Source organism: Arthrobacter sp. fls2-241-R2A-200 (genome assembly GCF_030209745.1).
Lineage (GTDB): Bacteria > Actinomycetota > Actinomycetes > Actinomycetales > Micrococcaceae > Arthrobacter.
The window spans coordinates 355,787-382,485 of sequence record NZ_JARVRJ010000001.1; the positions used below are offsets into that span (position 1 = coordinate 355,787).

Consider the following 26,699-nt stretch of genomic DNA (forward strand, 5'->3'; position numbering starts at 1 on the left):
CAAGCCCTACACAGTGTCGGCGCCCAACGGTAGTGTGCATGGTACGCGGTACGAGGCAGGGGACCACCGCGGATGTGTAGCTAAGGATGCAGATGTCGGCGGAGTTGCTAAGCAGCGGTGGGCGAGGCGCAGCTAGTGCTGCGGCTCCGGATCTCGTTGGCAGCGCGGCAGACCGGCAAACGTGGTCCCTCTTGGCCAGGAGCCGCGATTTATCCAAGGCCGCCATGCAGCTTGAATCCCCGGGCTCCTATGGAGTGGTCCTGACCGGGCAACGTGGCATCGGTAAATCCGGATTGGCCAGGGCACTGGTGTCCTCGCTTGGCCCTAAGGTCCAGAGCCTTCAACTACGGAACACGGTAGCTGGTTCGGAAACACCGTACGGGTGCTTGGGTTTCTTGTTGGCCCGCCTGCCTTCCGAAGCGGTGGCCACCCCTACGGGCATCCTCCACGGCATCACGAGGCTGATTCAATCTGAAGCCGCGGGCCGGGACACGGTGGTGATCGTGGATAGTGCCGGGGGCATGGACCCCATGAGCGCGGGAGTGCTGTTGAACCTTATGGCAACAGGCACCGCCAAAGTGATCGCCACGGTCCAACATGCCAGTGATCTTCCTCCCGACTTCCACCGCTTGGTCCTGGAAGGACAGTTGGGCGAAGTCCACCTCGAAATGCTGACCGAAGAGCAGACCAAACAGGTCCTGGGCTCCGTTTTGGGCCATTATGTTTCCGCAACGCTGGTTGGTTCGCTGCACTCGGCCGTGGGTGGAAACCCGATGTTGCTGCATGCACTCCTTGAGGAGCAGCGGCATTCCGGCAACCTGGTGCTCAACGATTCGGTGTGGACGTTGCGGGAGCAGATCAAGCTCGTCGGTGCTCCGGTGGTGGAGGATTTCGTTCGGTCAAAGTTGGCCCGGGAATCCCAAGCCCATCGAACCGTCGTCGAGCTCTTGTCCTGCGCGAAGCGAGTCAGGCTCGTTGAGTTGGCCGCCATCGTAGGTACCGAGGTCGTGGTGGAAATGGAGGACGCTGGCCTACTCACTGTTGATCGCTGCGCCGAGCACTGGGTCTGTCTCAGGGACTCCTTTATCGGGGAAGTCGTCGGCGGATGGCTGAGCACCCGTCGTCGTCGCGAGTTGCGGTTAATGCTCCTCGGACCCAAGGAACCTAGCCTGGAGGGTCTGGCTTCGCAGGATGTCCTGGCCTACGCCAGGTGGATCCAAGCCTGTGAGGATGATACTGCTCCCTCGGCCGCCTACGCACTGGCTGCCGGACGCGCGGCACTGGACGCCTTCGACCCCGCCTTCGCCATCACGTCCATCGAGTCACTGGATCCCAAGGACGACGAGTGGGTGCCGGGCCAACGTGTCAAAGCGGCCGCTTACTTGATGTTGGATCTGCCGCTGCACGCAGCCCGGACGTTGGACGAGGTGCCCCCGGACAGGGCTGCGGCGCTGGACCCACTGGAGTTTGCCCACCTTGTTGCGGCACAATGCCAGGCCATGCTCTGGATAGACGGCCGCTGTGGCACGATTCCGGACGTTCTCGACCAAGCGGTCGCTGTCCTGGAGAACCGGTCGGAGGGCCATCCAGCGGCAATCATCGCCAAGGCCCGTCACCGGCTACAGCTGAGTCGCTACGAGTACAGGACCTTCATTGGCGATTATGCGTCCGTGGTGGAGTCCTTGGAAGACGAGTTCGCGAACGGGCCTGGCGAGGACTATGACTATTGGATGAGGGCGTGCTTCTACCTGATGGAAGCGCGATGCATCTTGGGCCGGGAGTTGGAGGCGCAAGAGCTTGCACGCACAATGTCCCGCCATGTGGAAGGCATGGCCCGGTCGCCGCAGCTTGAAGAGGCTTTTGTATTACCGCTTTTCCTGACGTTGCTGATGTCCGGCCAATGGCGCAAATGCGTGGGGCTCCTGAGCCGGACTCCTTCCCACCCGGCACGCTTGCAGTACCGTGGCGCCCTGCCCGAACTGGGCCGGGGGCTTGCCTTCACGTATGCCGGGAAGCCGGCCAGCGCCATCGAGCCCCTTCGCTCCGCGGTTGCCCATCTGGAACTTCGGCCCAGCATGAACCTGATCAAAGTCGCTTACGCGGCCACTGCGTTCGCCTATGCCCAAATAGGGAACTCCGCAGAAGCAGGCCGCTACCTCGACCTCTATAGGACATCCCGTGGTGTGGGCACTTACATCGCCGAATCCATAGCGGAGTTTTGCGCTGAGATGGCCGGACGTTGGATGGGTGACCCCGACGTCAAGCAGCGGCTTCTCATGAGGGTCCATGACGACGTCGACAATCAGCGCTTGACGCCGGCAGGCATCTGTCTGTTCGGCGCCACGGTAGAAGGAAGCGACGACGAATATCGCCTGCTTGAAGACATTGCTGCGCGCAGGCAGGGTCCACTGGCTCGAATTTCAGGAGATTTGGCCCGGGGAGCCCTCCACAAGAACGCCAATGCGTTGCTTGCTGCGGCAAATGCCGCGGCCAGCATGGACCTGTTGGTGGTAGAGGCACGATGCGTCGCTATGGCTCTGGACTATGCCCGCGACGCCGGCGAAAGTACCACAGCCCGGACGGCACAGTTGAGGCTTGAGCGGCTGGAACATTTGGTCTCCGCGCTGCCGATCCATCCACGCAGCGACGCTCCTGTTCTGACCGAGCGTGAACGCCAGATTGCCAAACTCGCAGGGAAAGGTGTCAGCAACCGTGAAATCGCCATGGATATTGGGGTATCAGTGCGGACGGTGGAGGGTCACCTATACCAAGTGTTTACCAAGCTCGGCGTTACATCCCGCGGCGAACTCCAAGAGCTGTTATGAGGCCTACGGAGTAGTTTCAATTCTCACGTGCCTGGGCGCCCATGCGGGCTGAGTACCTTGTTGGCAGGGACGGGGAGCTGGGGCTGGCCCTTGACATATTGCGGCAGGACGGTGTTACTGCCGTTCTCCTGCTGGGCGAGTCCGGCGTCGGCAAGTCAGCCATGGCTGCTGAGATAGCCGCGCGCCTGGAGCCGGACATGGTGGTGATGCAAATCCACGGAAGTCCTGCGCTGTCCGGGGTACCTTACGGCGTACTAGCGCCGTACCTCGAGGACCTGCCCGTTGGGCAGGCGACTTCGCCAGTCTCGATCCTCCGCGAGTTTTGGTCCCAGTTCGAAAAGCGCCGGGGGGAAGCTGGATCGCGCCTGGTCCTGGTGATAGACGATGCCCATGAGCTGGACGACCACAGTACACAGATCGTTGCAGAGCTTGTGACTGCCGGGTGGGCCCGGCTGGTCGCCACCAGCCGGCCCAGGCCCGGCTTGCCCGCGGCCTTGGTGCAGCTGTGGTACGACGGATTGGCTGAGCGCTTGGAGCTCCGCCCGTTGGACAAAGACGGCGTGGCGGAGTTGGCTGCCAAGAAGCTCGGCGGAACGGTCATGGCCAGCGTCGTAGACGTGCTCCATGCCGTCTCTGAGGGCAATCCTCTGTTGCTCCAGTGCCTGTTGGCTGACTCGCGCGCTGAGGGTCAGTTGGTGCGCCGCAACGGTGTCTGGCTCCTGGCCCGGCCACTTACGGGAGGCGGTGAGTTGCTCGCGGAGGCAGCTCGCAACCTGGTATTACGCGCCAGCCAGTCCGAACGTGACGCAATGTTCGCGATTGCCCTCGCCGAGCCCGTACCCGCAGGGATGCTGGAACCATACGTGGGCAAGGACACCATCCGTTCCCTGACGGAGAACCGACTCGTGCTTGCCACGGACGGCGCCGGCGGGCCCCTCCGCATCTGGCACCCGCTCTACGGCGAGGCCCTCCGACACTTCATCTCGCCGCCGCGGAGCCTTCACATCCGCGAACGCCTGGCCCCAGACCTTGCCGGGGAACTCCCTATGGAAGGATTGCTCCGTAGGGTGAGCTGGGCGTTGGACTGTGGTGCCGACGTCGACGACGATACGCTGCTCCAAGCAGCCTTCCACGCTGCCAAACGGCTGGAGAATCCGTTGGCACTGGCGGCCGCGCGCCAAGTCCGCTCGGAGGCCCTTCAGCCCCGCGCACGCGCAGTGATGGCCATGGTCCATTACAACGACGGTGATTACCGCAGTGCCGTTGACGTGCTGGGGGCGGACTGCGGTTTCCTCCAGGGCGGCGCTGCGGACGACGTCGACGGCGCTGCTGCTGTGGGGGTGGGCTTACACGCCGGGCTCTTGGATGTTTGCCTCCTCTGGGCGGCATCCAGGGCAGCTTTGGGCCATGCCTCGAAGGACATACTGGCCGACGCACGGGCTACCGTGGGCAACCTCGTAGCCGGACGGGCAGAGTCTGGTCCCGTCGTGCGGCGCCTCCGGAAGTGCATCGAGGCGCTCGAGTTGGCCGAGCTTGCCCGTGAAGGCAGGTTTGAGGACCTCGCGGCCAGCCTGGAGACGTTCCAAGGCAACGCCGAAACGGAGTCAACCGACCGCGGGGCGGAGGGGCTTTTCCTGCTGGCCATGCGCTGTGAAGCCTTGATAGCGCAGGGCCGGCCCGTGGCTGCGCAGGAAGCCGGACGGGAGGCTTTGTCCATGGTAGAGGAACGCCAGGATGACGTCCTGTTCCTCGGTGACTTTGTCCTGATCCGGTATGCCCTTGCCGCACTGGAATCGGGGGACTGGGACTCCGCGGAGGCGGCCATGGCAGACTTTGCGCCCGGCTCAGTAGCGGGACCAGTTGTTTTCGGTGGCGGCACGCATGCGCTCACCGGTCTTTCCCTCCTGCGGCAGGGCCGCGTGGAGCAAGCCAGCAAGGTATTGACGCCAGCTGTGGAGGCTCTTCGCGTCGCTGACCCGCTCCGGCTCGGCGGCTTTGGAGACGCTCTTGCGTTCTATGCGGCTGCCGCTTCCGGGGACACCGCCGTCGCTGAACGACTCGCAGGTGAAGGACCCACTCGGGAATTCACGAGTGGCGGGAGCGCCTATGTCGAGGCACTAGCCGGGCTTTTTCGGATCGCGGGCCAGGCGCATTTGGAGCACCGTGCCAAGTCGGCAAGCTCCATGTACTCCGACGACCGCGCGCCGTCCCAAAGCGGGGTATCCTCGAGGCGCGGCGCGGAAGGGACTTCCGGACTGCGGCAACTGCAGGAACTGGAGAGTTCCGGACGGTTGGACCGGCTGCCGGGAGTGAAATTCCAGAACGTTGTCCTTCGTGTCGAATTGGGGGACCAGGCTGCCATGGAGTCGGTCCGGGAAACCGCGCGAACTGTCGAGGGCGCATGGGTAGCAGGCTGGCGCTCCTTGGCGGATGCGCATCTGTCAGGGGCGGGCCAAGGATTCGTCAGCGCAGGGAACGAGCTCGCGGCCGCAGGAATGCCCGGGCCCGCTGCCCTTGCCTTCGAAAAGGCGGCCGTGACGTTCGACGCCGAAGGCAAACGCCCGGAGGCACGCCAAGCAGCGGTGCTGCGCGATGTCAGCGAGGCTAACCTGGGTACTGCTCCGCTTCCAAACGCCCATTCCGACGTCGACCGAACGGTGCCGTTGACGCGGCGTGAACGGGACATCATTGCCCTGGCCGTTGCTGGCCTGACGGACCGGCAGATCGCCCAGAAGCTCATGGTTTCGGTGCGTACCGTCGAGGGCCACTTGTACCGCAGCTATGCCAAGCTGGGCATCCGCCGCCGGGAAGACCTCGGAGCTGCAGTCCACGAGTGACAGCGTTGGTGTTTGGAAGTCTGCTGCACTCGTCATTTTCGGACGTCGCGATCCTGTTCAGCTACTCGCGTGCCTGGAAAAGTTCGTCGAATGCAGCGCCCTGCGCGCGCTGAGTGCGTGACGCTTGAGGATTAAGGTCGGTGCACCATGCCGGATAGACGCGGAATCCGCGTTTGCCGGGAATCAGGTCGGAGCTGACGTACCCGAGTGAGAGCAGGTGCGCCGTGGTGAATTGGAACACCCCGAACCTTTCGTGCTCCTGTACGAAGACGAGCAGTCCAGACATCGATTCGTCAGCCGTGAAGGGCCTGGTTGATCCGCCTTCGTCGCGCTTCCAGACAGCGACGAAGGCGCCAGGCTTTGTCGGTGTGATTCGGGCGGTGCGGATTCGCCACTGCTCCTTCCCGATGCGCGCGACCCCGGATTCGTAGTCGCTGTTCTGTTCTTCACCCTGGATGACGGGGTGTGCATCGGCAGGAGGAGGCGCAAGGTCGATGAAGCGCTTGAAGGCGTGGAAATTCACCCTCAAACTGTATTCGTTCAAGAATCCGGCTTGAAACCTGTCCGGTTGACGATCCTTCACCGGAGGCAGTCCCCTCATAACGTCGGAAGAAACTCCATGATGTCGTCGGCTAGAAGTTCAGGTTCCTCGTGTGGTGCGAAGTGTCCGCCACGGGGCATCCTTGTGAAGCGCCTTACGTCGTACGTTCGCTCGGCCCAGCTGCGGGGTGGGCTCGCAAGGTCGCGCGGAAAGAGCGCGAGAGCGGTCGGAACGTTCACCCTTTCGACCCGGGCGGTGAAACCCGCCGCGAACTCGTAATACGGGCGAAACGACGTCCCGATGGAGTTTGTAAACCAGTACACGGAGGCGAGTGTGATGAGGTAGTCGTCGCTGAATCGTGTCGAGACGTCTCCGTCGCAGTCGCTCCACGCTCGATGCTTCTCGAGTATCCACGACAGAAGTCCCGCTGGAGAGTCTGAAAGCGCGGGAGCCAGCGTGAGTGGACGCGTCTGTTGCTGGTGTTGATAGGCGCCTTCTGCGGCTACCCACGCCTCGACTCGGGCCAGGTGTTCGCGTTCTTCTGTAGTCAGTGTCGTCTGGTCATATTGCCGAGGGGCGGCGACCGCCAGGAGGTGGATTCCCGCGACCTCTTCGGGGTACGCCTGCGCGAGCCGTGAGGTGATGCCGGCGCCAAGATCGCCCCCATGAGCGGCATACCGCGTGAAACCGAGGTGATCGGTCATCAGCGAGTGCCAGAGATCGTGTGTCTGTTCGCCAAACGTAGGCCTTTGTGGTGAGAACGGCAGTCCAGGGAGGGCTGGAACGATCACCGTGACGGCGTTGTCCGGGTCCTTCCCGAACTGTGACGGCGTCGCCAAGCGCTGGGCCAGATCTACCAACTCGAGTGCTGTGCTGGGCCATCCATTCGTGAGGACGATGGGAAGACCGCCTTTGGTCTCTGCGTCGAAGCGGAGGTAGGTAAGGGCGACATCGCCGATGTCCGCCGTCTCCCACGGCAACGCGGCCATCCGACGTTGTTGTGCTTCCCAGTCGAAATCCTCGGACCAATAGGTGACTAAACGACGCAGCTCGTTGTGGTCGGTCCCGGCTTCCCAACTCGTGGACGGCCAAGGTGTCGACCAACGTGTGTCGCGGAGTCTCCGGCGCAGATCGGCGACGTCATTGTGGCTGGGCGCGAAGTTCATGAGCTCCTTTAAGTGCAGCGAAGCTCCTCAGTGTGGAGAAGGTTTTCGAAGCTTATCGCCCGAGTGACATCAAGTCGTGTCCGCAAGCCGGTGGCTTAGCGGATTTCTGGGAAGTGGCCGCGGTGCGCCTCTTCCATACTGTCACCACCGAGGTAGGACCGCCGTCGGCGTTTTCTGAGCCATCGGCAAGGCGCGGTTTCTCTTGGTCGAACTCGATGGCGCCGTTGTCGACGAACGGGACGGCGACGCTCGCGCCGAGCGATTCTGCTTGGGCGATCGCGGCCTTCACGAAAGTCCTGTCGAATAGTGAGCCGTAGAAGCTCCGGGCGGCATCCGGGTCGGCCGAGCCGACCTCGAAGTAGTTCACTATGGCAGCCATCGTGATTCCCCGGGGTAGGCTCCATGCCCATGGAGATGCCCGAGTAGCCGCTATTGAGGAGTCATCTGATATTGACCCGGGCGGCGCGGCCCCTTGTCGGTAGCCGCTGTGGGGCGGACCAGAAACCGCCAGCCGAGTTGCTTCATTTTTCGGACCCGCGATTTCGGCCCGTTAAGGATCCGCTAGGCGGAGAACGTAGCCTCTGGTCCGATGCTCTCGCTAGATGCCAGACTGGTCGTATGTTCCGCAGACCTCGTGACGCCGACCTATCTTGGCGGCGGTGACCTACCTCAATCCCGTGGGATGGACGCTGCCGCAGAATGTAGGAGCGTCATATGTCCCGTACCGAGAAGACCCAGCCGTTTCGTATCCGCCTGTGGGACGGTACGTTGCACCGTCTCGCTGTCCACGATCATCGGGACGGCATCTGCGACCTGCCAACCACCATCCAGGGGGACCTGGAGCAGGTCGAGCACAAGGACGGCCTTATGGCCCGGTGGTCCTGCCACTGGGAATTCCAGTACACCGGAACAAACACGTGCTGCTGCCCGCTCTGCCATGACGCAGATGGTCTGCGCGATGAGCGCCGGGCAGAGCGTCATCGGAACCGCCGCGACTTGGCCGAACTGCTGAAGCGGACTCGTCACGGCTGGCGCGAACTCGACTGAGGGGTCGATCACGAATTCGGGATCTATCGTTCGAAGCGCGGCGAGGGATCCTCTACCGGACACTTCGGTCACTCTGCGACTTAGGTGAAGCAGTCAACCAAACCGGGGGCAGCCCCAGGTCTGCCTGCTGCCGGTCGGTCTACTGCTGCCGCGTCGATATTTACAGCTTTTTCGGACTTTGGAGGCGCAACTCTTCCTGTTCCCGGATGTCATTTTCGCGGGGTGCCTGCACTTGGGGGTTCCTGCCGTCGTCGAGGTGTAATCTGCAGAAAAGTTCTGACCGAGGTAGTACGTGACTGGTGGGGGGGGTGCCATGGAACATCAACATGCCTTGGGTACCGCGGTCGGCTGGGGCGGGGTGGGTCCGTGGACCACGGCCCGTTCGGTACCGGGCACGCGGAGGGTTGTGGCCGCGGTAGCTACCGCGGTGATGGCGGGTTCCTTGTTGCTCGGAGCGGGCGCCCACCCGGCACGGGCGGATACGACCGTACCCGCTGGCCCCATGTCGGGAGCGGTCGCGGTGAACCAGGCGACCGACAAGATCTATGTCGATAACTATGACTCCACTCTGACGGTGATCGACGCGCCCACCAACACCACTGCGACCGTTCAGGCCGGCATGAGCGGCCAGGGCGGGTCGGTGGTTGTAAACCCGGAGACCAACAAGATTTACTTCACCAAGGGCGACGGTTCCGGTTGTGCTTGTGGTGCCTATCTGGGGGTGATCGACGGGGCCACCAACACCACAACCGGCCTCGGCTTTCCCGTCATCCCGGGCGCAGGGATGCTGGCGGTGAATCAGGTGACCAACAAGATCTACGCCTCCGGTGACCGTGGCACCGTGGCGGTGGTCGACGGGGCCACCAACACGAAAACCGCCGTCCCCGTCGCCACCGGGACGGGGAAGCTGGCGGTGAACCCGGTGACCAACAAAATCTACGTCGCCCCTTCGTATGGCAGCACTGTGACGGTGATCGACGGGGCCACCAACTCCACAACCACCGTTCCCATTGCCACCGGCTACCACCGGATGTCGGTGGCGGTGAACCCGGTGACCAATAAAATCTATGTCGCCAACCGGGACAGCAACATTTTGACGGTGATCGACGGGGCCACCAACACCATCGACGCGAACCTCACGACCGGCAATTACCCGAGTGCTGTGGCCGTGAACCAGATGACCAACAAAATCTACGTCACCGGGGGCACTGTGACGGTGATCGACGGGGCCACCAACACCACCGCCACCGTCGGCGGCAGCGGTGATTCCGTGGCGGTGAACCAGGCGACCAACAAAATCTACGTCACCGGCCTCGGCCAGAACTATGCCAACACTGTGGCGGTGATTGACGGGGCCACCAACACCACCGCGGCGGTTGCCGTCGGCGGCCATTATTCGGTGGCGGTGAACCAGGTGACCAACAAAATCTACGTCACCAGCTTCGGCAATACTGTGGCGGTGATTGACGGGGCCACACCCAGGAAGGATTACAACGGGGACGGGAAGACGGACTTGCTGGCCCGGGACCCCGGTGGGAAGTTGTGGTTGTACCCGGGCAACGGCTCCGGTGGCTGGCTGGGCCGGTCCCAGGTCGGGTCCGGCTGGAACGTGATGACGGCCATCATCGGCGCGGGTGACTTTAACGGGCGCAGTGCCTCCGATGTGCTGGCCCGCGACACCGCGGGCAACCTGTGGCTATACCCGGGCAACGGCTCCGGGGGCTGGTTGGCCCGGTCCCAGGTCGGGTCCGGCTGGAACGTGATGACGGCCATCATCGGTTCAGGTGACTTCAATGGTGACGGAAACATGGACGTGCTCGCCCGAGACAGTGCGGGCAACCTGTGGCTATACCCGGGCAACGGCTCCGGGGGCTGGTTGGCCCGGGCCCAGGTCGGCTCCGGCTGGAACGTCATGACGGCCATCATCGGTTCAGGTGACTTCACCGGTGACGGCAACATGGACGTGCTCGCCCGAGACAGTGCGGGCAACCTGTGGCTGTACCCGGGGGACGGCTCCGGGGGCTGGCTGGGCCGGGCCCAGGTCGGCTCCGGCTGGAACGTCATGACGGCCATTATTGGCTCAGGTGACTTCACCGGTGACGGCAACACTGATCTTCTCGCCAGCGACCAGAATGGCGTCCTGTGGCTGTACCCCGGTGACGGTTCCGGTGGGTGGCTTGACCGCAGCCAGGTCGGCCAAGGCTGGAACGGCATGACGGCCGTCCCCTAAGCCGTCGGCGGTAACGACCCGTGGAAAGGATCCTGCAATCGTTGCGGAACATGCCTGCAGACGGAGGGCCATAGGCGCCTCGCCCGGCGTCCGTGTGGACGATCGGCGTGCGGGCACCGGTGCGACATTTAGCGCCGCGAGAATGCCGCCACTTATCGCTAGGATTCACAGGGACGTACCCCGACCTTCCCTTTCGATACAGGCACAAAGGGTCGTTTTTTGACTGTTGCGGACAGGGATCCTTGGGCACTTTGCGACTTTCCATCCGCTACACCGCGGTGGAGGATTGCAGGATGAAGACCATTGAGTGGTGGCCAAAATTAGACGCCGAGGCACAGGCGTGGCTGATCGAACACAACGGCGAGGTTATCGCCGCAGATGTGGTGAACAAGATCGCAGCAGCTGGCGGCACCGTGACATCGGACGCTTGGTGGATCGGGGACCGGGGACCCGAGGGAATTTACCTCTCCGACGAAGCAGTCGATTGGATCGAGGCAACCGCCACCGGCGAATGAACTGTGGGGTGACCGCGTAAGGATCCTTTCCGTTCGGAGCATCTGCTTGGCGTGGTGGTCAGCTGGCCCTCGGTGTGGCCTGACCGATCACATTTCCGCGCCATGCGGGTCTGTACAACGAAAACCGATTCACAGGAGACTGGTGCCATGCGCAAACTAGCCTTCGGCATGAACCTGAGCCTGGACGGCTACATCGCCGCGGCCGGAGACGACCTCGGCTGGAGCGTACCGAGCGACGAGCTGTTCCAATGGTGGTCCGACCGGGTGGGGGAGACGGGCCTTGCGCTGTACGGGCGCAAGCTGTGGGAGACGATGAGCTCCCACTGGCCGACCGCCGACCAGCAGCCTGGCGCCACAGCGGCACAGATCGAGTTCGCCCGCCGCTGGCGGGACATGCGAAAGGTGGTGTTCTCCTCGTCGACCAGCACGGTCGGCTGGAATACCCGCCTGGTCACCGGCGACGCGGTCACCGAGATCATCCGGCTCAAGGCCGACGACGGCGGCCCCATGGACATCGGCGGTGCCACACTCGCCGCCGCGGCCATGCGGGCCGGGCTGATCGACGAGTACGTAATCGTCACCCATCCGGTCCTCGTGGGCGGCGGCACGCCGTTCTTCACAGCCCTGGACAACTGGGTGAACCTGAGCCTGGTGGAGACCCGGACGTTTCCCGACGGCGTGGTCCTTACCAAGTACGAGACCAGGAGCTGAGTGCCCGACGTCGAATCAGCGCGGGCTTCGGCCCGCCCAAAGAACTCGTGGCGCTGCGTTCGAGGCGATCGTGAGGCTCCTACCGGATCCTGTTCTAACCGCAGACGAGGCGTCCGCTGAGGGATCCCTAACCCAGGTCAGGACGCACGGCGCCCTGACCGGTGATTGCTCGGCTCCCGCGGCTCAGCCGGCGAATTCGTTGACGCCGAGGGCGAAGTCCCAGTGGCCGACCCCGTTCCCGGCGAGTCCCACCGTGACCAGGCCCATTCCTTCCAGCCAGTGGGCCATTTTCAGGCCGCCGACGTCCAGCGGGCGCAGCCCGAGGCTTTCGGTGAATGCCGCCACGTCCGCCTTGGCTTGCGCATTGTCGCCCGCGATAAGGACGTTGGGCCGGCCCTTCTCCAGGACATTGCGGAAGATGGTGTTGAATGCCTTCACCACGCTGGCGCTGGCCGGGGCCACCTTGGCGACTTCCTGGGCGATCGAGGTCTCCCCGTTGTGGGCCAGCCCGTCGAACGTGGCGTTGAAGGGGTTGCTGATGTCGATGATGACCTTGCCTGCGAGGGCGTCACCGTACTCTGCGACGACAGGAACGACACCGTCGTACAACAGGGCCGTGATGACGATGCTGCCGGCCGGGACGGCTCCCCACGTGCCCGTCGTCGTCCCGCCGCCCAGAGTCTTGGCCAGGTGATCTGCCTTGGACTGGTCACGTCCCATGACTTCGACGGTATTGCCGCCTTCCACTGCCAGGGTGCCGATAGTGCGGGCCATGTTTCCGGTGCCGATGAGGGTAATAGTGCTCATGAGTTGTGCTCTTTTCTTGTTTTAGAGGTGTCGCTTTGTCTTGTTGGAGATCAGTTCGTTGTGGCGACGGGAGTTGGGAGGGTTTGCCCGTGGGATTCCCGGTGTGTGGTTCAGAGTGCAGTGGTGCCGCCGTCTGCGACCAGTTCCAGGCCGTTGACGTAGCTGGAGTCGTCGGAAGCGAGGAACAGGGCGACTGAGGCGATTTCTTCTGGGCGGCCCATTGCCCCACGGGGAATGAGGGACTCGAATGCGGACTTGGTTGCGTCGTCGAAAAGTTCTGCCTGTTTCGCAGTGGCGACCTGGCCGGGGGTCAGGACGTTGACCCGGATCTTGCGGTCGCGCAGTTCGTTGAGCCACACGCGGGCCCAGGCTTGCTGGACAGCTTTGCTTCCCGCGTAGAGGCTCCAGCCGGGGAATGCTCCGAGGGAGGCGTTTGATCCGGTCATGAAGATCGAGCCGTTGTCGTTGATCAGAGGCAAGGCCTTCTGGACCGTGAACAGGGTGCCGCGCGCGTTGAGTGAGAACGCGCGGTGGAACTGTTCCTCGGTGATCTCGCCGAGGGTGGCGGGTTCGCCCATCCCGGCGCTGGCCCACAGTACATCGATCGAACCCTTCTCCCGTTTGACGGTGTCGTACAAGCGGTCCAGATCGTCCAGGTGGGCCGCGTCACCTTGGACGGCGGTGACGTTGCGGCCGATCCGTTTGACGGCGTCATCCAGTGCTTCCTGCCGTCGGGCCTGGATGAAGACGTGCGCTCCTTCTTCGACGAACAGTTTTGCGCCGGCCAGTGCCATGCCAGTGGATCCGCCGGTTATCACCGCGACCTTGCCGTCAAGCTTTCCCATGAGTGCTCCATTCATACGTCCCGTCGGCGTTAAGTACACCGAACTGAGTGCTTAACGTATCCACGTGGTTGGGCGTGGCTCAAGTTAAGTACACCGAGCCGTACCCTTGGTGGGATAAGCTGGTTGTATGACGGAGTTGAAGAAAGGACCGCGGGGTCTGCGCCGGGGTAGGGGCGCGCGGGAGCGCATCCTCAGCGCATCACAGCAACTGTTCCGCGATCAGGGCATCAACTGCACCGGGATGGACCAGCTCTGCGCGTCGGCTGAGGTGTCCAAGCGAACGCTGTACCAGCACTTCGCCGGCAAGGACGAGCTGATCACCGAATGCCTCCGGCAATTCGATCCCAACATCCTGCCCGAGGTCTTCGACCGCACCGACCTCACGCCCCGCGAACGACTCCTCGCCATCTTCGACATCCACGCGCCCCTGTGCCCGTTCATCGCAGCGGCCGTCGAAATCCCCGACCCTGACCACCCGGCACGCGCCTACGCCCGCAACTACAAAAGAGATTTTGCCGCGCGGCTCACGGATACCGCCCGCGACGCCGGCGCCACCAACCCCGAGGAGCTCGGCGAGCAACTCGCGCTGCTGCTGGACGGCGCTTCGGCCCGGAGCCGGGTCCTCAACACCGACACCTTCGCCACCGCTGCCGCCATCGCAACGGTCCTCATCGACAACGCCACCCCCAGGGCAATGGCACCGGCCGGCGCCATTGCCGTCGAACACCCTGGCCAGGCCCGCGTCCTTGAACACACCCCTGGGCAGATGTGATCAGAAAGCTACATCGGGCAGAATAGCGAGTCGGTTGACTTGCCTGAAAACACAGTCAAGTCACCGGTCGGCGCCCACCGCTTCCGAGTACCCCTCCGGGCCCGAAGGACCACCCGTTCCGGCATTGACCTGCGTTTGGCCATTCATTGGAGTAATGGGCCGTTTTTTCGTGTCCCAACCAAGTAGTGCAGGTCCGCGGTACTGAGTACAACAGGGTATGTGCCGAACCAAAGCTCCCAAGTAATCGAGTACCAACTACTGGTGTACGGGGTTCATCCGAACGGCAGGATTGTTCTTGGAAGAACGGTTTAGCCCCAAGCATCACCGGGATTCCACAAGTCGCATCATCCGCATCGGTGGTCTCTTTGAGCCGATGCACCGGCCGTCGAAAGGCGGTTCGGCCTTGGACGAAGCCGGCGGCGACAGAGTCTTCTGAGACCGAGACTCTCCCCCCAGCCGCCGCCGGCTTCTAGGCCAAGGACCCGCGAATCGCGGAACCCAAACTTCCCGGACCAGGGACTGCTGCTATTGGAGTGTGCATGTTGCCGGATCCTTGGCTGGATGAAGAAACTGCCGAATCAGGCCTGAAGCCATCAGCCTTCCCGGACCGGACACAGTTGCTCCAGCTCATCGTTTCCGCTGTACCCTCACCTTCCACCCACGGCGTCGTGGTAGTAGGTGACCGGGGATCTGGAAAGAGCGGGTTGTTGCGGGCGGTCAAGGCGGCCCTTCCTGCCAACCTGGACGTCCGCAGCTTTGCCGGAACGCCCGAACTTGCAGCGACCCCCTACGGCATCTTGAATGCGCTCAACGAAGCCTACGAGGATCAGGGCACCCCGCCGGGATTGAATGTCCTCCGGGCTTTCACCCGCACGCTCGGTCCGGCGCAGCACTTGTTCGCCCCCGGCAATGCGCGACGCCGGAGCCGCGGCGGTCCGCCGTCGGGCAGGCCTCCACTGGTCCTGCTGGTGGACGATATCCAGCACATCGACCAAGCCTCTCTGGCCGTCCTTCTTCAGCTGATCCCGGGGTTCGGTGCCACCCTGGTGGCCACGGCAGACAGCGGAGGGCCACTTCCGCAGGATCTCTACCAGCTGTGGGAGGACGGGTTCCTGGAGCAGTACGCGCTCCCGCCGCTGACTTTCCCGGAAGCGCATCAGGTGTGCAGGAGCATTCTTGGGGGCAACGTCCAGGAGCGAGCCAGCGCTCTCCTCTGCGCATTGAGCGGTTTCAACGTGGGTTTCCTGCGCCTTGCGATCGAGGACGCCCTTGAGGCCGGACTCCTGGTACTGCGGCACGGCTTCTGGACTATAGACGCCGGCCTGCACTGTCACTGGCCACGGGTGGTTCGCCGCGTGGAGTGTGAGAACGCCCAGCGACCCGACGAGGAACGGGAAGCACTCGAACTCGTGGCGCTCGCGGAACCGTTGCCCCTGGAGACTGTGGAGCGAAGCTATGGCCAAGTCGTCGTGGAGCGGCTGTTGGCCTCCCACCACCTCAGGCTGCTGGCGGGGCGCCCGCCCCTGATCCGGACGGCGTCCTGGCTATTTGGCGAGGGAACGCGGCGGTCGGTGCCAGCGTCGCGCAGTATCGCTTTGCGGTTGGCGGCGGATGTGCCCTCCCTGACGCCTGCATCGGCACCGACCATGCTCCGATGGTTGACGTGGACGCTCGCGTGCGGATTGCCACTGCCTGAAGAGCTTCTGCTGGCCGCGGCACCGGCCGCTGACAGGCCCTCCACAGCAGCGCTGGCACTGCGCGCAACGGCCGCGGTGGCAGGAGTTGCGCACCGGGACGAGGTGAGGCTCGTGACGGCCCGGGCCTTGGTGGCCGAAGGCCGCCTCCGGGAAGCCGCCCTGGAGTTGCGGCAGTTGGCGGCGGCTGGAATCCCGGCCGAGGTTCGCGTAAGTGCCGCAGACCGTCTCGCGGCCTTGGAGCTGTTAGGGGTAGTGGAAGGCGAACCGTCGGGAGTGTCGGAGGATGCCGATTCCCTGACCGGGGCCGTCAGGGAATCGGAACGGCTGGTGCTCGCCGGCAACTTCAGGGCGGGATTGGCACCATCCTCGGCGGCAATGGACAACATTGCTGCTGATCCTCGCTTGGAGGTCTTTCGGCCCGGTGTGATCCTGAGGCACATGGTGGCCCTCAGGTACAGCCTGGCCTGGGAAGAAGCGGATGGCTTGCTGGAGTCCGCCACCGTGTACGCGCTGCCGCTGCATGTTGCCCTCTGCCATGACGTTGCACGCGGGTACACCCAACTCAGCCAGGGGTTACTGCCGACGGCACAGCGGACGTTGGAGCCGGCGGTTGCAGAACTGTCCGACGCCGGCCTCCCGGCCGTCTACTCGCTTGCCACAGCCATGCTCGCGTATGTGGAGGCGGCCACCGGACAGACCGAACGAGCCACTGCAAGGATCAAGGAAAGTGGCGCCGCCATGGCTCGGATCGGCACCGGCCAACTCCTGCCGCAGCTCGCTGGCTTGTTCACTGCTGCAGCCCAGGATGCGGCGGATGCCCCGTCCGGTTACCTACTGCACCTGGCCGGGCGGTTCCGTGCAGAAGGACGGCCTACCCTGGAGGCCGAAGCGTTATCGCTCTCTGTGCTCAACAAGGCGAACGCAGGTGTAGCAGCCGATGATCCAGTGATTGGCCGCTTGACTGAGGTGGCGGGGAGCCTGGACGGTGCTTGGGCCTCGTCGCTCGGTAAGTTCGCCTCCGCCCTGGGGACTGACAACCCAAGACTGCTGGAACTGGCGGGAAAGTCCCTCGCCTCGGACCGCCAGTTTGCGCACGCTGCGATGTGCTATTCCCGTGCGGCGAGCGGATATGACGCAAGTGGACGCTGGGCTGCTGGCCGGCGCGCGGCCGGCCTCCTCCAACGGCTCCCTGGCGCACTCGAGAGTGAGGTTGCTCCATCCCCGGGAGGGGTGCTGGGGACAACCGCGGGTGAGGTGGCCAACGGCACACCGTTGTGACCGCCCTGCGTGGGATAATTGGGAGTCCCTGAAGGATTTCCAAGGAGCGCCCCTTGACTGCCGTATCAACTCCCGCCTCACTGCAACGGTCCATGAACGCCATGGACAACGCAGAGGTGCTCCGAATCCGGAATGATTTCCCGGTCCTCCACCAGCAAGTCAATGGCCAGGCCTTGGTGTACCTCGATTCCGGTGCCACGTCGCAGAACCCGCTCAGCGTTATCGAGGCGGAGCAGGAATTCTACGAGCAACGCAACGCCGCAGTTCATCGCGGCGCGCACCACTTGGCCGTGGAAGCGACAGAAGTCTTCGAGGACGCGCGCCAGACTGTCGCGGACTTCATCGGCGCGGGGTACGAGGAAACGGTGTGGACCTCCAATGCCACCGAGGGCCTGAACCTGATCAGCTATGCCCTGTCCAACGCGACGCTCTGGGCTGCGCAGGGGAGGGGCAGTTCGGCCCTGAAAGACCTGGCGGTAGGCCCCGGTGACGACATCGTGGTCACCGAAATGGAACACCATGCCAACCTCATTCCTTGGCAGGAGCTCGCGTTCCGGACCGGCGCCACCTTGAAGTACATTCCGGTAACGGACCACGGCGCCCTTCGCCTGGACGCAGCTGCCGAGATCGTGGGAGAGCGGACCAAGGTCCTCGCGTTCACCCACGCTTCCAACGTCCTCGGTACCATCAACCCGGTCCAGGAGCTCGTAGCCATGGCCCGCCTGGTTGGGGCATTGGTGGTTCTGGACGCCTGCCAGTCCGTTCCGCATATGCCCATCAACGTCAAGGACTTGGGCGTCGATTTCGCTGTCTTCTCCGGCCATAAGATGCTGGCACCGACGGGCGTGGGCGTGCTCTACGGCAAGCAGGAACTCCTCGATGCCCTCCCGCCGTTCCTCACCGGCGGTTCCATGATCACCACGGTGACCATGGAGCGGGCCGAGTACCTGCCCGCGCCGCAGCGGTTCGAGGCCGGGACCCAACGGATTTCGCAGGCGGTGGCGTTGGCGGCGGCCGTCAATTACCTGACCGAGACCGGCGTCGACCGCATTCATGCGTGGGAAGCGACGCTGGGACAACGGCTGGTGAAGGGCTTGGAAAGCATCGACGGCATCCGCGTGGTGGGTCCGCCGTCAGGGACTGAGCGGATCGGTTTGGCCGCGTTCGACGTCGACGGTGTTCATGCGCACGACGTCGGCCAGTTCCTTGACGCCCGGGGGATCGCGGTCCGGGTTGGCCATCACTGCGCGCAGCCGCTGCATCGGCGCCTCGGACTGACCGCTACCACCCGGGCGAGCACCTACCTCTACAACACCACGGACGACGTTGACGCTTTCCTTGACGCTGTTTCCGGGGTCCGGGCCTACTTCCAGGCCTGAGCGCATTTTTGATCCCGATTTCTTTGATCCCGAGTTCCCAGAACAGGCAACACACACCATGAGTCTCGACCAGCTGTACCAGCAAATTATCCTGGACCATTCCAAGCAGCGCCACGGCAGCGGCCTCGCTGACACCGCCGCGCCGGCGGGTTCGTCCACAGGTCAATCGCATCAGCTCAATCCCGTGTGCGGGGACGAGGTCACGTTGCGGCTGGCGGTTGCCGATGGCACGGTGCAGCAGATCAGCTGGGACGGTGCCGGTTGCTCCATTTCCATGGCCTCGGCGTCGGTCCTCACGGACCTCGGTGAGGGAATGTCGGTCGCGGAGCTGCACTCGGTCATTGACACCTTCCGCGAGGTGCTCCGTTCCCGTGGCAAGGTGCACGCGGACCCGGAAATCCTGGGGGACGCAGCGGCATTCGAAGGCGTGGCGCGCTATGCGGCAAGGGTCAAGTGCGCCATGATCTCCTGGGTAGCCGCCGAGGACGCCTTGAACCAGGCAAGCGCCTAGCGTTCAGTCCCGGGCAAAGAGGTCCGGCACGCCGTCGCCGTCGTCGTCGCGTTCTTCATCGGCTTGGACTGCCCGGTAGCGCCGGTTTCGGGCTTTAAGCACGACGGCGGCCAGCAGCGCGGAGACCAGGGAACCTGCCAGGATGGCGACTTTGGCGTGGTCCGTGTGCGGCGACGCGGGGCCGAAGCTGAGCTCGGCGATGAGCAGCGAGACGGTGAAACCGATGCCGGCCAGCAGCGCCAGGCCGAAGAGGTCTATCCATGCGATGCTGGAATCCAGGCTGGCGCGGGTGGTTTTGGTGACCAAGAACGTGGTGCCAAAAACACCCACGGCCTTGCCCACTACCAGGGCCGCGGCAATGCCAAGGGCCACGGGATCCCGCAGTGCGGCCCCGACGCCGTCGAAAGCACCGCCGTCGAAAGCACCGCCGTCAAAACCTAATAAGGTGACGCCCGCGGAGAAGAAAGCGAAAACGGGGACGGCGAAGCCGGCAGAGAACGGCCGGAGACGGTGTTCGAGGTACTCAGCCAAGCCCTCAGCAGGTTCGTTTTTCCTCCCGCTGGCCGAGACGGGAACGGCGAAGCCCAACAGCACTCCGGCCACCGTGGCATGAATCCCCGAGGCGTGGACCAAACCCCAGGTTGCAAGCGCCAGGGGGAGCAGGACGTACCAGGTGCGGACGCGCTTTTGGACAAGCACGGTGAACAGGCCCAAGGGAACCAAAGCGGCCAGCAGCAGGAGCGGCTGGAGTCCCGAGGAGTAGAAGAAAGCAATGATGCCGATGGCGATGAGGTCATCCACCACGGCGAGCGTCAATAAGAAGGTTCTCAACGCGGCTGGAAGATGGGTGTTGATAACGGCCAGGACCGCCAGGGCGAAGGCGATGTCCGTGGCCGTGGGAATTGCCCACCCTGTCAGCGTGTCCCGGTTTCCGAGGTTGAAGAGCACGTAGATGAGGGCCGGAACCGCCACGCCACCTACGGCAGCGGCCACGGGAACCACTGCCCGGGCCGGTTTGCGGAGCTCCCCGGCAACGAATTCGCGCTTGAGCTCCAAGCCTGCGAGGAAGAAAAACACCGCCAGCAGGCCGTCGGAGGCCCAATGGCCAAGACTCAGATCCAAGTGCCACGGCGCGTAGCCGAAACCGAGGTCCCGTAGGGCGAAGTAGCCATCAGCTGCCGGGGAATTCGCCCAGACGAGGGCGGCCACGGTGGCCGCGAGGAGGAGCGCACCGCCAACAGTCTCCGTGCGGAGAATCGCGAGGATACGGCGGTACTCGGGGTAGCTTGAGCGGGTGAAAAGGCGGTTGGAAGGTGCCGGTAACTTGGACACGAAGTTCCTTATCTGGTCAGGGCGTTACAAATAAACCGCCGACCAGACTTCCCGGCACACCAATATCCACTCTACCCAACCAGGGGACAGCACATGTCCCAATAACCGCTCAGGGAAACGTGTGCTGTCCCCTGGTTAGGTGCGGGCAGCGCTAGGCGACCAGGCCCACGACGCCGATCACCGCAGTCGCGAGGCCAAGGACCATGGAGATACTGACCAGGACAACGTGGACCGTGAGGAACTTGGTGGCCTTACCGGCAGTGTCGCGGGCGCGGGGATCCTTCATCACGCGCTTGAGGAACTGCGGCCACACCGCCAAGGACCACACTCCGGCAATGACCAGGATGATCGCCAGGATTGCGGGGATGTTCATGCTTAGTGGCTTTCGAGCCAGGCTTCGGCCTGCTGCGACTGGATGTTCAAAGCCTTGCCGACCATGGGCTCGGCGGCATCGGCGATCTTGCCGCCGAGGAACGGAACGGAGGAAGACACGGTGCCTTCGAGTTCGATGCGCGTGCCGGTACCGTCGGCCACCAGGCGCTGGACAGCTTTGACGTCCAACGGAGCGCCGGAAACCTTGAGGGCAATGTTGCTCGAACGCGAGCCGTCCGCTGCCGGGGCTTCCCACTGCTCGTTCTGGGTCACGGTAAGGGTTTCACCGACGAACTTACGGGCCATTTCCGGCAATCGAGTGGTGGGCAGGGTCCGGACGGTGGTGGTGCTGAACGGCCCGGCGGTATCGCCCTCGATGGTGAACGACACGAGGGAGCCGCCCACCAGTTCGCTCGTGTGGCGCAGGAAGTCCTCGTCAACAAATACGGCGGTGACGCGGTCAACGCTGTGCGGAAGTGTGGTGGATGCGCTCAGTGCCATGGGTCCTCCGTGGATGGTGGTGGTGAAGCTTTTTAGCTCCCAACATCCTACGGGGTCTCGCTGGGCACCCCGGAACCGGCCGCCTCCGGCGTCTCTTGGAGGGCCATCGCGGCAGCGGAAATGTTGCGGGCCATGGAGGGGAAGATGAATCCGTGGAACGGGTACACACCCAGCCAATAGAGCCTGCCCGCCAAACCACGCGGAAAGAAGATGGCGCGCTGTTTGTAAAGGCTGCCATCGCCGTCGGGCTCTACACCCAACTCAAGCCACGCACCTCCAGGGGCCCGCATCTCGGCCCGCAAGCGCAGGAGATGGCCCCGCTCGATGGCCTCTACACGCCACCAATCAACTACCTCGCCCGTGTTCAGCGTCTTGGGATGCCGGCGCCCACGCAACAGCCCGGCGCCACCCTGCAGCTTGTCCATCCATCCCCGGATCCGCCAGGCCAGGGGCAGTGAATACCACCCATTCTTCCCGCCGATGCCCTCAATGATGGTCCACACCTGCTCAGGCTTCGCTTCGCTGTGGAAGGTGCGCTCATCGAGATACACCTTGTAACCGGCCCAGTCGGGGTCGCTCGGCAGCGGATCGGCGTCGATCCCGGCATTGGCCCAGGTGGTCTCCACCTGCCCGTCCCTTTCCTTGCCGAGCGCCAGGGCGACGGCGCGGCGGTACGGCGTCAGGCCGCCGTCGGGCTTGGGAATGTAGTGGTCGACGTCGTGCTCCCGTGACACGGCGTCGTGCTGGAGTGACTGCACCAAAGGTAAGGACATGGACCACGGAATGGGCGTCACCAGGGCAACCCATAGCCCGGCCAGCTTGGGCGCCGGGACCGGGAGCGCGATAACCAGCCGCCGCGGAAGCCCACGCTCCGCGGCATATTCATTCATCATTTCCTTGTACTTCAAGACCTCGCGGGAGCCGATGTCGAAAGAACGGTTCAGCTTCTCCGGGAGGGCAGCGGCCGCAACGAGGTAGTGCAGCACGTCGCGGACCGCTATTGCCTCGATCCTGTTATTCACCCAACTGGGTGCGGGCATCACAGGCAGGGTGTCGGCAAGGTGCCGGATCATCTCGAAGGACGCTGACCCCGAACCAATCACCACGCCGGCCTGGAAGACGATCGAATCGACCGGCGACTCGAGGAATACACGCCCCACGGTCTCGCGTGAACGCATGTGTGTGGAAAGCTCCGTGTCCGCCGGGTGCAGGCCGCCCAAGTACACAATCCTGTCCACGCCGGCGTCGGCTGCGGCGCCTGCGACCAGGCGGGCCATGGCTTCCTCCTTGGCCTCGAAACCCCCGCCGGATGCCATGGAATGGACCAGGTAGTACAGGACCTCGACGCCGCTCAAAGCTTCGGTGAGTCCCTCGGCGTCGGACAGGCTGTTCTCCACAATTTCAACGCGGTCATGCCAGGGGACGTCGGCAATCTTCTGCGGCGTGCGGACCAGGACCTTGACCCTGTGGCCCGCTTCGAGGAGCCGGGGGACCAGGCGTCCGCCGATGTAGCCGGTGGCGCCGGTGACCAAGACGGTCCTGGGCTGCTCAGGGGTGTTCGAATGGGTGGCTTCGGAAGGCTGCAACGGAACTCCTGGGGGTGGGGGAGGGGTAGGCTGGAATGACCCGGCATTCATCTGAATTTCCGGGCATTTGTGTTGCCTGCCCTTGGAACCACCCTAGGAGTTTCAGCCATGAGCCTCAACGGTCTGCGCCGCGCACTGGCGGAGGACAAGACTTTCGCCCGCGTCCGTACGGAGGCTGAGCGGCCCTTCGCCGACCGCAACAGCGACTACCAGATCAGTGCCCCCACAGGGATGCGGGCCGTGTTGCTTGCTGAGATGGCCGACGCTTTGGTGTCCGGCGACACGACGAATGGACAGAGCGTACCGGTGGTCCTCGCCGTCACCGCCACCGGCCGCGAAGCCGAGGACCTTACCGCAGCCCTGGCTTCCTACCTTCCCGCGGACTCGGTAGCGACCTTCCCCAGCTGGGAAACCCTTCCGCACGAAAGGCTCTCGCCGCGCTCCGATACTGTCGGGCGCCGGCTTTCGGTCCTCCGCCGCCTCACCCACCCGGAAAGCTCGACGTCGGCCCCCCTCCGCGTGGTGGTGGCTCCCGTTCGTGCTGTGGTCCAGCCCATTGTGGCCGGACTGGGCGACCTGGTTCCGGTCACCCTGCAAGTGGGCCAAGACCGTTCCTTCACTGACGTGGTCCGGGCCCTCTCCGATGCCGCCTACGCCCGGGTGGACATGGTGACGCATCGCGGTGAATTCGCAGTGCGCGGTGGCATCCTGGACGTTTTCCCGCCTACCGAGGACCACCCCATCCGCGTGGAGTTCTTCGGCGATGAGGTGGACCAGATGCGGTGGTTTGCCGTCGCAGACCAGCGCTCGCTGTCTGCGCCCGGCGTTCACCATCCCACGGAACTGCACGCTCCGCCCTGCCGCGAAATCCTGATCACGCCCTCGGTGATGTCCCGCGCCGCGAAGCTTAAGGCAGACATGCCGGCAGCGGCTGACATGCTGGAGAAGATCGCCGGTGGAATCGCCGTGGAAGGAATGGAGTCCCTGGCGCCCGTGCTGGTTGATTCCATGGTTCCATTCGTGGATTCGTTACCGGCCGGCTCGCTGTCAGTGGTCATCGAACCCGAGAAGGTGCGCACCCGTGCGCACGACCTCGCCGCCACCAATGAGGAGTTCCTCGAAGCCGCGTGGTCAACAGCGTCCGACGGCGGTTCGGCTCCCCTTGACCTTTCTTCCCAGGCCTCGTCGGACCTGCACGCCGCCAGCTTCCGTTCCCTGACGGACACCCGCTCGGCAGCCTTGGAACACAGTGTGTCGTGGTGGTCCATTACCTCCCTCGCGACCGACGAAGACCTGGTCCTGGATATCGACGTCCTCAACATGCGCGCCCGGGAGCCCCGGGGCTACCAGGGCGATGTGGCCGAGATGCTCGAGTTCATTGGCTCCCGGGTCCGGGACCAGTGGCGTCTGGTGGTGGTCACGGACGGTCCTGGGCCTGCGCAGCGCCTTGCCGAGTTGTTCCATGACGCGGAGATTCCTTGCTCCCGGGTGGACTCGCTGGATAAGGAACCCCAGGCCGGGATCATCGAGGTGACCACCGCCGCCGTCGGACGTGGTTTTGTTTTGGACGGCCTCAAACTGGGCCTGTTGACCGAAGCCGATTTGCTGGGGCGCGCCAGTGCGGGCTCCACCAAGGACATGCGGCGCATGCCGTCCAAGAGGCGCAACGCCGTGGATCCCTTGCAACTGCATGCGGGGGACTTTGTGGTACACGAACAGCACGGCATCGGCCGGTTCGTGGAGCTGATCCAGCGGAAGGTGGCCGGTACGTCCTCCTCCGATGCCGGACTGCGGGAATACCTGGTGCTGGAATACGCGCCGTCCAAGCGGGGTGCGCCGGGGGACCGGCTTTTCGTTCCGACGGACCAGCTTGACCAGGTAACGCGCTACGTCGGCGGTGATGCGCCTGCGCTGAGCAAGATGGGTGGCGCGGACTGGGCCAGCACCAAGTCCAAGGCACGCAAGGCCGTCAAGGAAATCGCCGGTGAACTGATCCGGCTCTACTCGGCGCGAATGGCCTCCCGTGGGCACGCCTTCGCGCCCGACACGCCGTGGCAGCGGGAGCTCGAAGAGGCGTTCCCGTACGTGGAGACTCCGGACCAGCTGACAACCATCAACGAGGTCAAGGCGGACATGGAGCGGGAGATCCCCATGGATCGCCTGGTGTCCGGGGACGTCGGCTACGGCAAGACCGAAATCGCCGTCCGGGCCGCTTTCAAGGCCGTCCAGGACGGTAAGCAAGTGGCCGTCCTGGTCCCCACCACCCTCCTCGCCCAGCAGCATTATGAGACGTTCACTGAGCGCTTCTCCGGCTTCCCCCTGCGCGTGAAGCCGCTCTCACGGTTCCAGTCCGCGAAGGAAGCCAAAGAGACGGCCGACGGCGTGAAGAGCGGCGCCGTGGACGTGGTAATCGGCACCCACCGGCTCCTGTCCAAGGACTTCCAGTTCAAGGACCTTGGCCTGGTTATCGTTGACGAAGAGCAGCGGTTTGGCGTTGAACATAAGGAAGCGCTGAAGAAAATGCGCACCAACGTGGACGTCCTGGCCATGAGCGCCACACCGATCCCGCGAACCTTGGAAATGTCCCTCACCGGCATTCGGGAAACCTCCACGCTGGCCACTCCACCTGAAGAGCGCCATCCGGTCCTGACTTATGTGGGCCCCTACACCAACAAGCAGACCTCCGCCGCGATCCGCCGGGAGTTGATGCGCGAGGGCCAAGTGTTCTTCGTGCACAACCGGGTGTCTTCCATTGAACGCATTGCCGCCCAGATCCGCGAACTTGTTCCCGAAGCCCGGGTGGAAGTGGCGCACGGCCAAATGTCCGAGAGCCGCCTGGAAAAGATCATTGTGGACTTCTGGGAGAAGCGCTTCGATGTGCTGGTGTGCACCACCATCATCGAGACAGGCCTGGATATCTCCAACGCCAACACCCTCATTGTGGACGGTGCCGACAAGTACGGACTCTCGCAGCTCCACCAGCTCCGGGGACGCGTTGGCCGTGGCCGTGAACGCGCCTACGCCTACTTCCTCTACCCTTCGGAAAAACCACTCGGTGAGGTGGCACTGGAGCGCCTCAAGGCCGTGGCCGCGCACAATGAACTCGGCGCCGGCATGCAGCTGGCCATGAAGGACCTGGAAATCCGTGGTGCGGGTAACCTGCTCGGCGGCGAACAGTCCGGGCACATCCAAGGCGTCGGCTTCGATCTCTACATCCGACTGGTGGGCGAGGCCGTCGCGGAATACCGTGGCGAGGCCGAGGAGAAGGCCGCCGAGATGAAGATCGAGCTGCCAGTGAACGCCCACCTGCCGCACGACTACGTGCCCGGCGAGAGGCTGCGCCTGGAGGCGTACCGCAAGTTGGCCGCCGCCATCACCTACGAAGCCATCGATGAGGTCTTGGCCGAACTGGTGGATCGTTACGGCGAGCCGCCGTTGCCCGTCCAGAACCTCATTGCCGTTGCGCGCTTCAGGGTGGGCGCACGCGAAGCCGGCCTGTCCGACGTCGCCCTTCAGGGCAATTTCGTCCGTTTCTCGCCAGCGCAGCTGCCCGAGTCCAAAACCATGCGCCTGAACAGGATGTACCCGGGTTCGCAGGTCAAGCCGGCCCTGGACGCCGTGCTCATTCCTAAACCCAAAACCGCTAGGATCGGCGGCCGGGACCTGCAGGATGCCGAGATCCTGCAGTGGGCCAACAACGTCATCGAAGCGATCTTCACCGACGTCCCCGTAAAGGCAGGCTAGCCC

The 26,699-nt window shown here is 63.9% G+C and carries 20 protein-coding genes; 11 read left to right on the plus strand and 9 right to left on the minus strand.

Annotated elements, in window-relative coordinates:
- Positions 1-92 precede the first annotated feature (92 nt).
- Both QRN42_RS01655 and QRN42_RS01660 read left to right on the plus strand, forming a co-directional pair.
- The gene (locus tag QRN42_RS01655) at positions 93-2,825 is read left to right on the plus strand and encodes a helix-turn-helix transcriptional regulator (protein WP_284977699.1); all 2,733 of its coding nucleotides are present in this window, start codon (positions 93-95) and stop codon (positions 2,823-2,825) included.
- 41 nt (positions 2,826-2,866) lie between these two features.
- Positions 2,867-5,662 (plus strand): AAA family ATPase, encoded by a 2,796-nt coding sequence (locus tag QRN42_RS01660; RefSeq protein ID WP_284977700.1) that lies wholly within the window; start codon positions 2,867-2,869, stop codon positions 5,660-5,662.
- Between the two features lie 61 nt (positions 5,663-5,723).
- On the opposite strand, the gene QRN42_RS01665 is transcribed toward QRN42_RS01660, so the two are convergent.
- The 3 genes from QRN42_RS01665 to QRN42_RS01675 all read right to left on the minus strand — a co-directional run bounded on the left by QRN42_RS01665 (position 5,724) and on the right by QRN42_RS01675 (position 7,748).
- Positions 5,724-6,185 carry a MepB family protein gene (locus QRN42_RS01665; RefSeq protein WP_284977701.1) on the minus strand — a complete coding sequence of 154 codons (462 nt, stop codon included), beginning with the start codon at positions 6,183-6,185 and terminating at the stop codon, positions 5,724-5,726.
- Between the two features lie 74 nt (positions 6,186-6,259).
- The gene (locus QRN42_RS01670) at positions 6,260-7,369 is read right to left on the minus strand and encodes an epoxide hydrolase family protein (protein ID WP_284977702.1); all 1,110 of its coding nucleotides are present in this window, start codon (positions 7,367-7,369) and stop codon (positions 6,260-6,262) included.
- 52 nt (positions 7,370-7,421) lie between these two features.
- Complete coding sequence (locus QRN42_RS01675; RefSeq protein ID WP_284977703.1) at positions 7,422-7,748, minus strand: VOC family protein; 327 nt, start codon at positions 7,746-7,748, stop codon at positions 7,422-7,424.
- A gap of 335 nt (positions 7,749-8,083) precedes the next feature.
- Between QRN42_RS01675 and QRN42_RS01680 the strand changes: the two genes are divergently transcribed.
- From QRN42_RS01680 to QRN42_RS01695, 4 genes are all read left to right on the plus strand, one after another.
- Complete coding sequence (locus QRN42_RS01680; RefSeq protein WP_284977704.1) at positions 8,084-8,416, plus strand: hypothetical protein; 333 nt, start codon at positions 8,084-8,086, stop codon at positions 8,414-8,416.
- A 313-nt stretch (positions 8,417-8,729) separates the two neighbouring features.
- The gene (locus tag QRN42_RS01685) at positions 8,730-10,646 is read left to right on the plus strand and encodes an FG-GAP-like repeat-containing protein (protein ID WP_284977705.1); all 1,917 of its coding nucleotides are present in this window, start codon (positions 8,730-8,732) and stop codon (positions 10,644-10,646) included.
- Between the two features lie 293 nt (positions 10,647-10,939).
- A complete protein-coding gene (locus tag QRN42_RS01690; RefSeq protein WP_284977706.1) occupies positions 10,940-11,161 on the plus strand; it encodes a hypothetical protein in 222 nt (73 codons plus the stop codon).
- A 147-nt stretch (positions 11,162-11,308) separates the two neighbouring features.
- Positions 11,309-11,872: a dihydrofolate reductase family protein gene (locus QRN42_RS01695; RefSeq protein WP_284977707.1), complete on the plus strand. Its 564-nt coding sequence runs from the start codon at positions 11,309-11,311 to the stop codon at positions 11,870-11,872.
- A gap of 183 nt (positions 11,873-12,055) precedes the next feature.
- Here the strand turns inward: QRN42_RS01695 and QRN42_RS01700 are convergent, their stop codons facing one another.
- The gene (locus QRN42_RS01700; RefSeq protein ID WP_284977708.1) at positions 12,056-12,679 is read right to left on the minus strand and encodes an NADPH-dependent F420 reductase; all 624 of its coding nucleotides are present in this window, start codon (positions 12,677-12,679) and stop codon (positions 12,056-12,058) included.
- A 110-nt stretch (positions 12,680-12,789) separates the two neighbouring features.
- Positions 12,790-13,524, minus strand: coding sequence for an SDR family NAD(P)-dependent oxidoreductase (locus QRN42_RS01705; RefSeq protein WP_284977709.1), 735 nt, complete (start codon positions 13,522-13,524; stop codon positions 12,790-12,792).
- 127 nt (positions 13,525-13,651) lie between these two features.
- On the opposite strand from QRN42_RS01705, the gene QRN42_RS01710 reads away from it, so the two are divergent.
- The 4 genes from QRN42_RS01710 (at position 13,652) to sufU (ending at position 19,161) form a co-directional block, all read left to right on the plus strand.
- Positions 13,652-14,296, plus strand: coding sequence for a TetR/AcrR family transcriptional regulator (locus QRN42_RS01710; RefSeq protein WP_284977710.1), 645 nt, complete (start codon positions 13,652-13,654; stop codon positions 14,294-14,296).
- 539 nt (positions 14,297-14,835) lie between these two features.
- Entirely contained in the window at positions 14,836-17,271 is a 2,436-nt protein-coding gene (locus tag QRN42_RS01715; RefSeq protein ID WP_284977711.1) for an ATP-binding protein, read from the plus strand.
- A gap of 53 nt (positions 17,272-17,324) precedes the next feature.
- Entirely contained in the window at positions 17,325-18,650 is a 1,326-nt protein-coding gene (locus tag QRN42_RS01720; protein WP_284977712.1) for a cysteine desulfurase, read from the plus strand.
- Between the two features lie 58 nt (positions 18,651-18,708).
- Positions 18,709-19,161: a Fe-S cluster assembly sulfur transfer protein SufU gene (sufU, locus tag QRN42_RS01725; protein ID WP_284974428.1), complete on the plus strand. Its 453-nt coding sequence runs from the start codon at positions 18,709-18,711 to the stop codon at positions 19,159-19,161.
- A gap of 3 nt (positions 19,162-19,164) precedes the next feature.
- On the opposite strand, the gene nhaA is transcribed toward sufU, so the two are convergent.
- The 4 genes from nhaA to QRN42_RS01745 form a co-directional block, all read right to left on the minus strand.
- A complete protein-coding gene (gene nhaA, locus QRN42_RS01730) occupies positions 19,165-20,493 on the minus strand; it encodes a Na+/H+ antiporter NhaA (RefSeq protein ID WP_284977713.1) in 1,329 nt (442 codons plus the stop codon).
- A gap of 151 nt (positions 20,494-20,644) precedes the next feature.
- On the minus strand, positions 20,645-20,866 hold the full coding sequence (locus QRN42_RS01735) for an SCO4848 family membrane protein (protein WP_284974430.1): 222 nt from the start codon (positions 20,864-20,866) through the stop codon (positions 20,645-20,647).
- A gap of 2 nt (positions 20,867-20,868) precedes the next feature.
- Positions 20,869-21,366, minus strand: a complete 498-nt coding sequence (locus QRN42_RS01740; RefSeq protein ID WP_284977714.1) for a DUF2505 domain-containing protein — start codon at positions 21,364-21,366, stop codon at positions 20,869-20,871.
- Positions 21,367-21,413: 47 nt separating this feature from the next.
- Positions 21,414-22,952 (minus strand): SDR family oxidoreductase, encoded by a 1,539-nt coding sequence (locus QRN42_RS01745; RefSeq protein ID WP_284977715.1) that lies wholly within the window; start codon positions 22,950-22,952, stop codon positions 21,414-21,416.
- Positions 22,953-23,060: 108 nt separating this feature from the next.
- On the opposite strand from QRN42_RS01745, the gene mfd reads away from it, so the two are divergent.
- Complete coding sequence (mfd, locus tag QRN42_RS01750) at positions 23,061-26,696, plus strand: transcription-repair coupling factor (protein WP_284977716.1); 3,636 nt, start codon at positions 23,061-23,063, stop codon at positions 26,694-26,696.
- Positions 26,697-26,699: the final 3 nt, after the last annotated feature.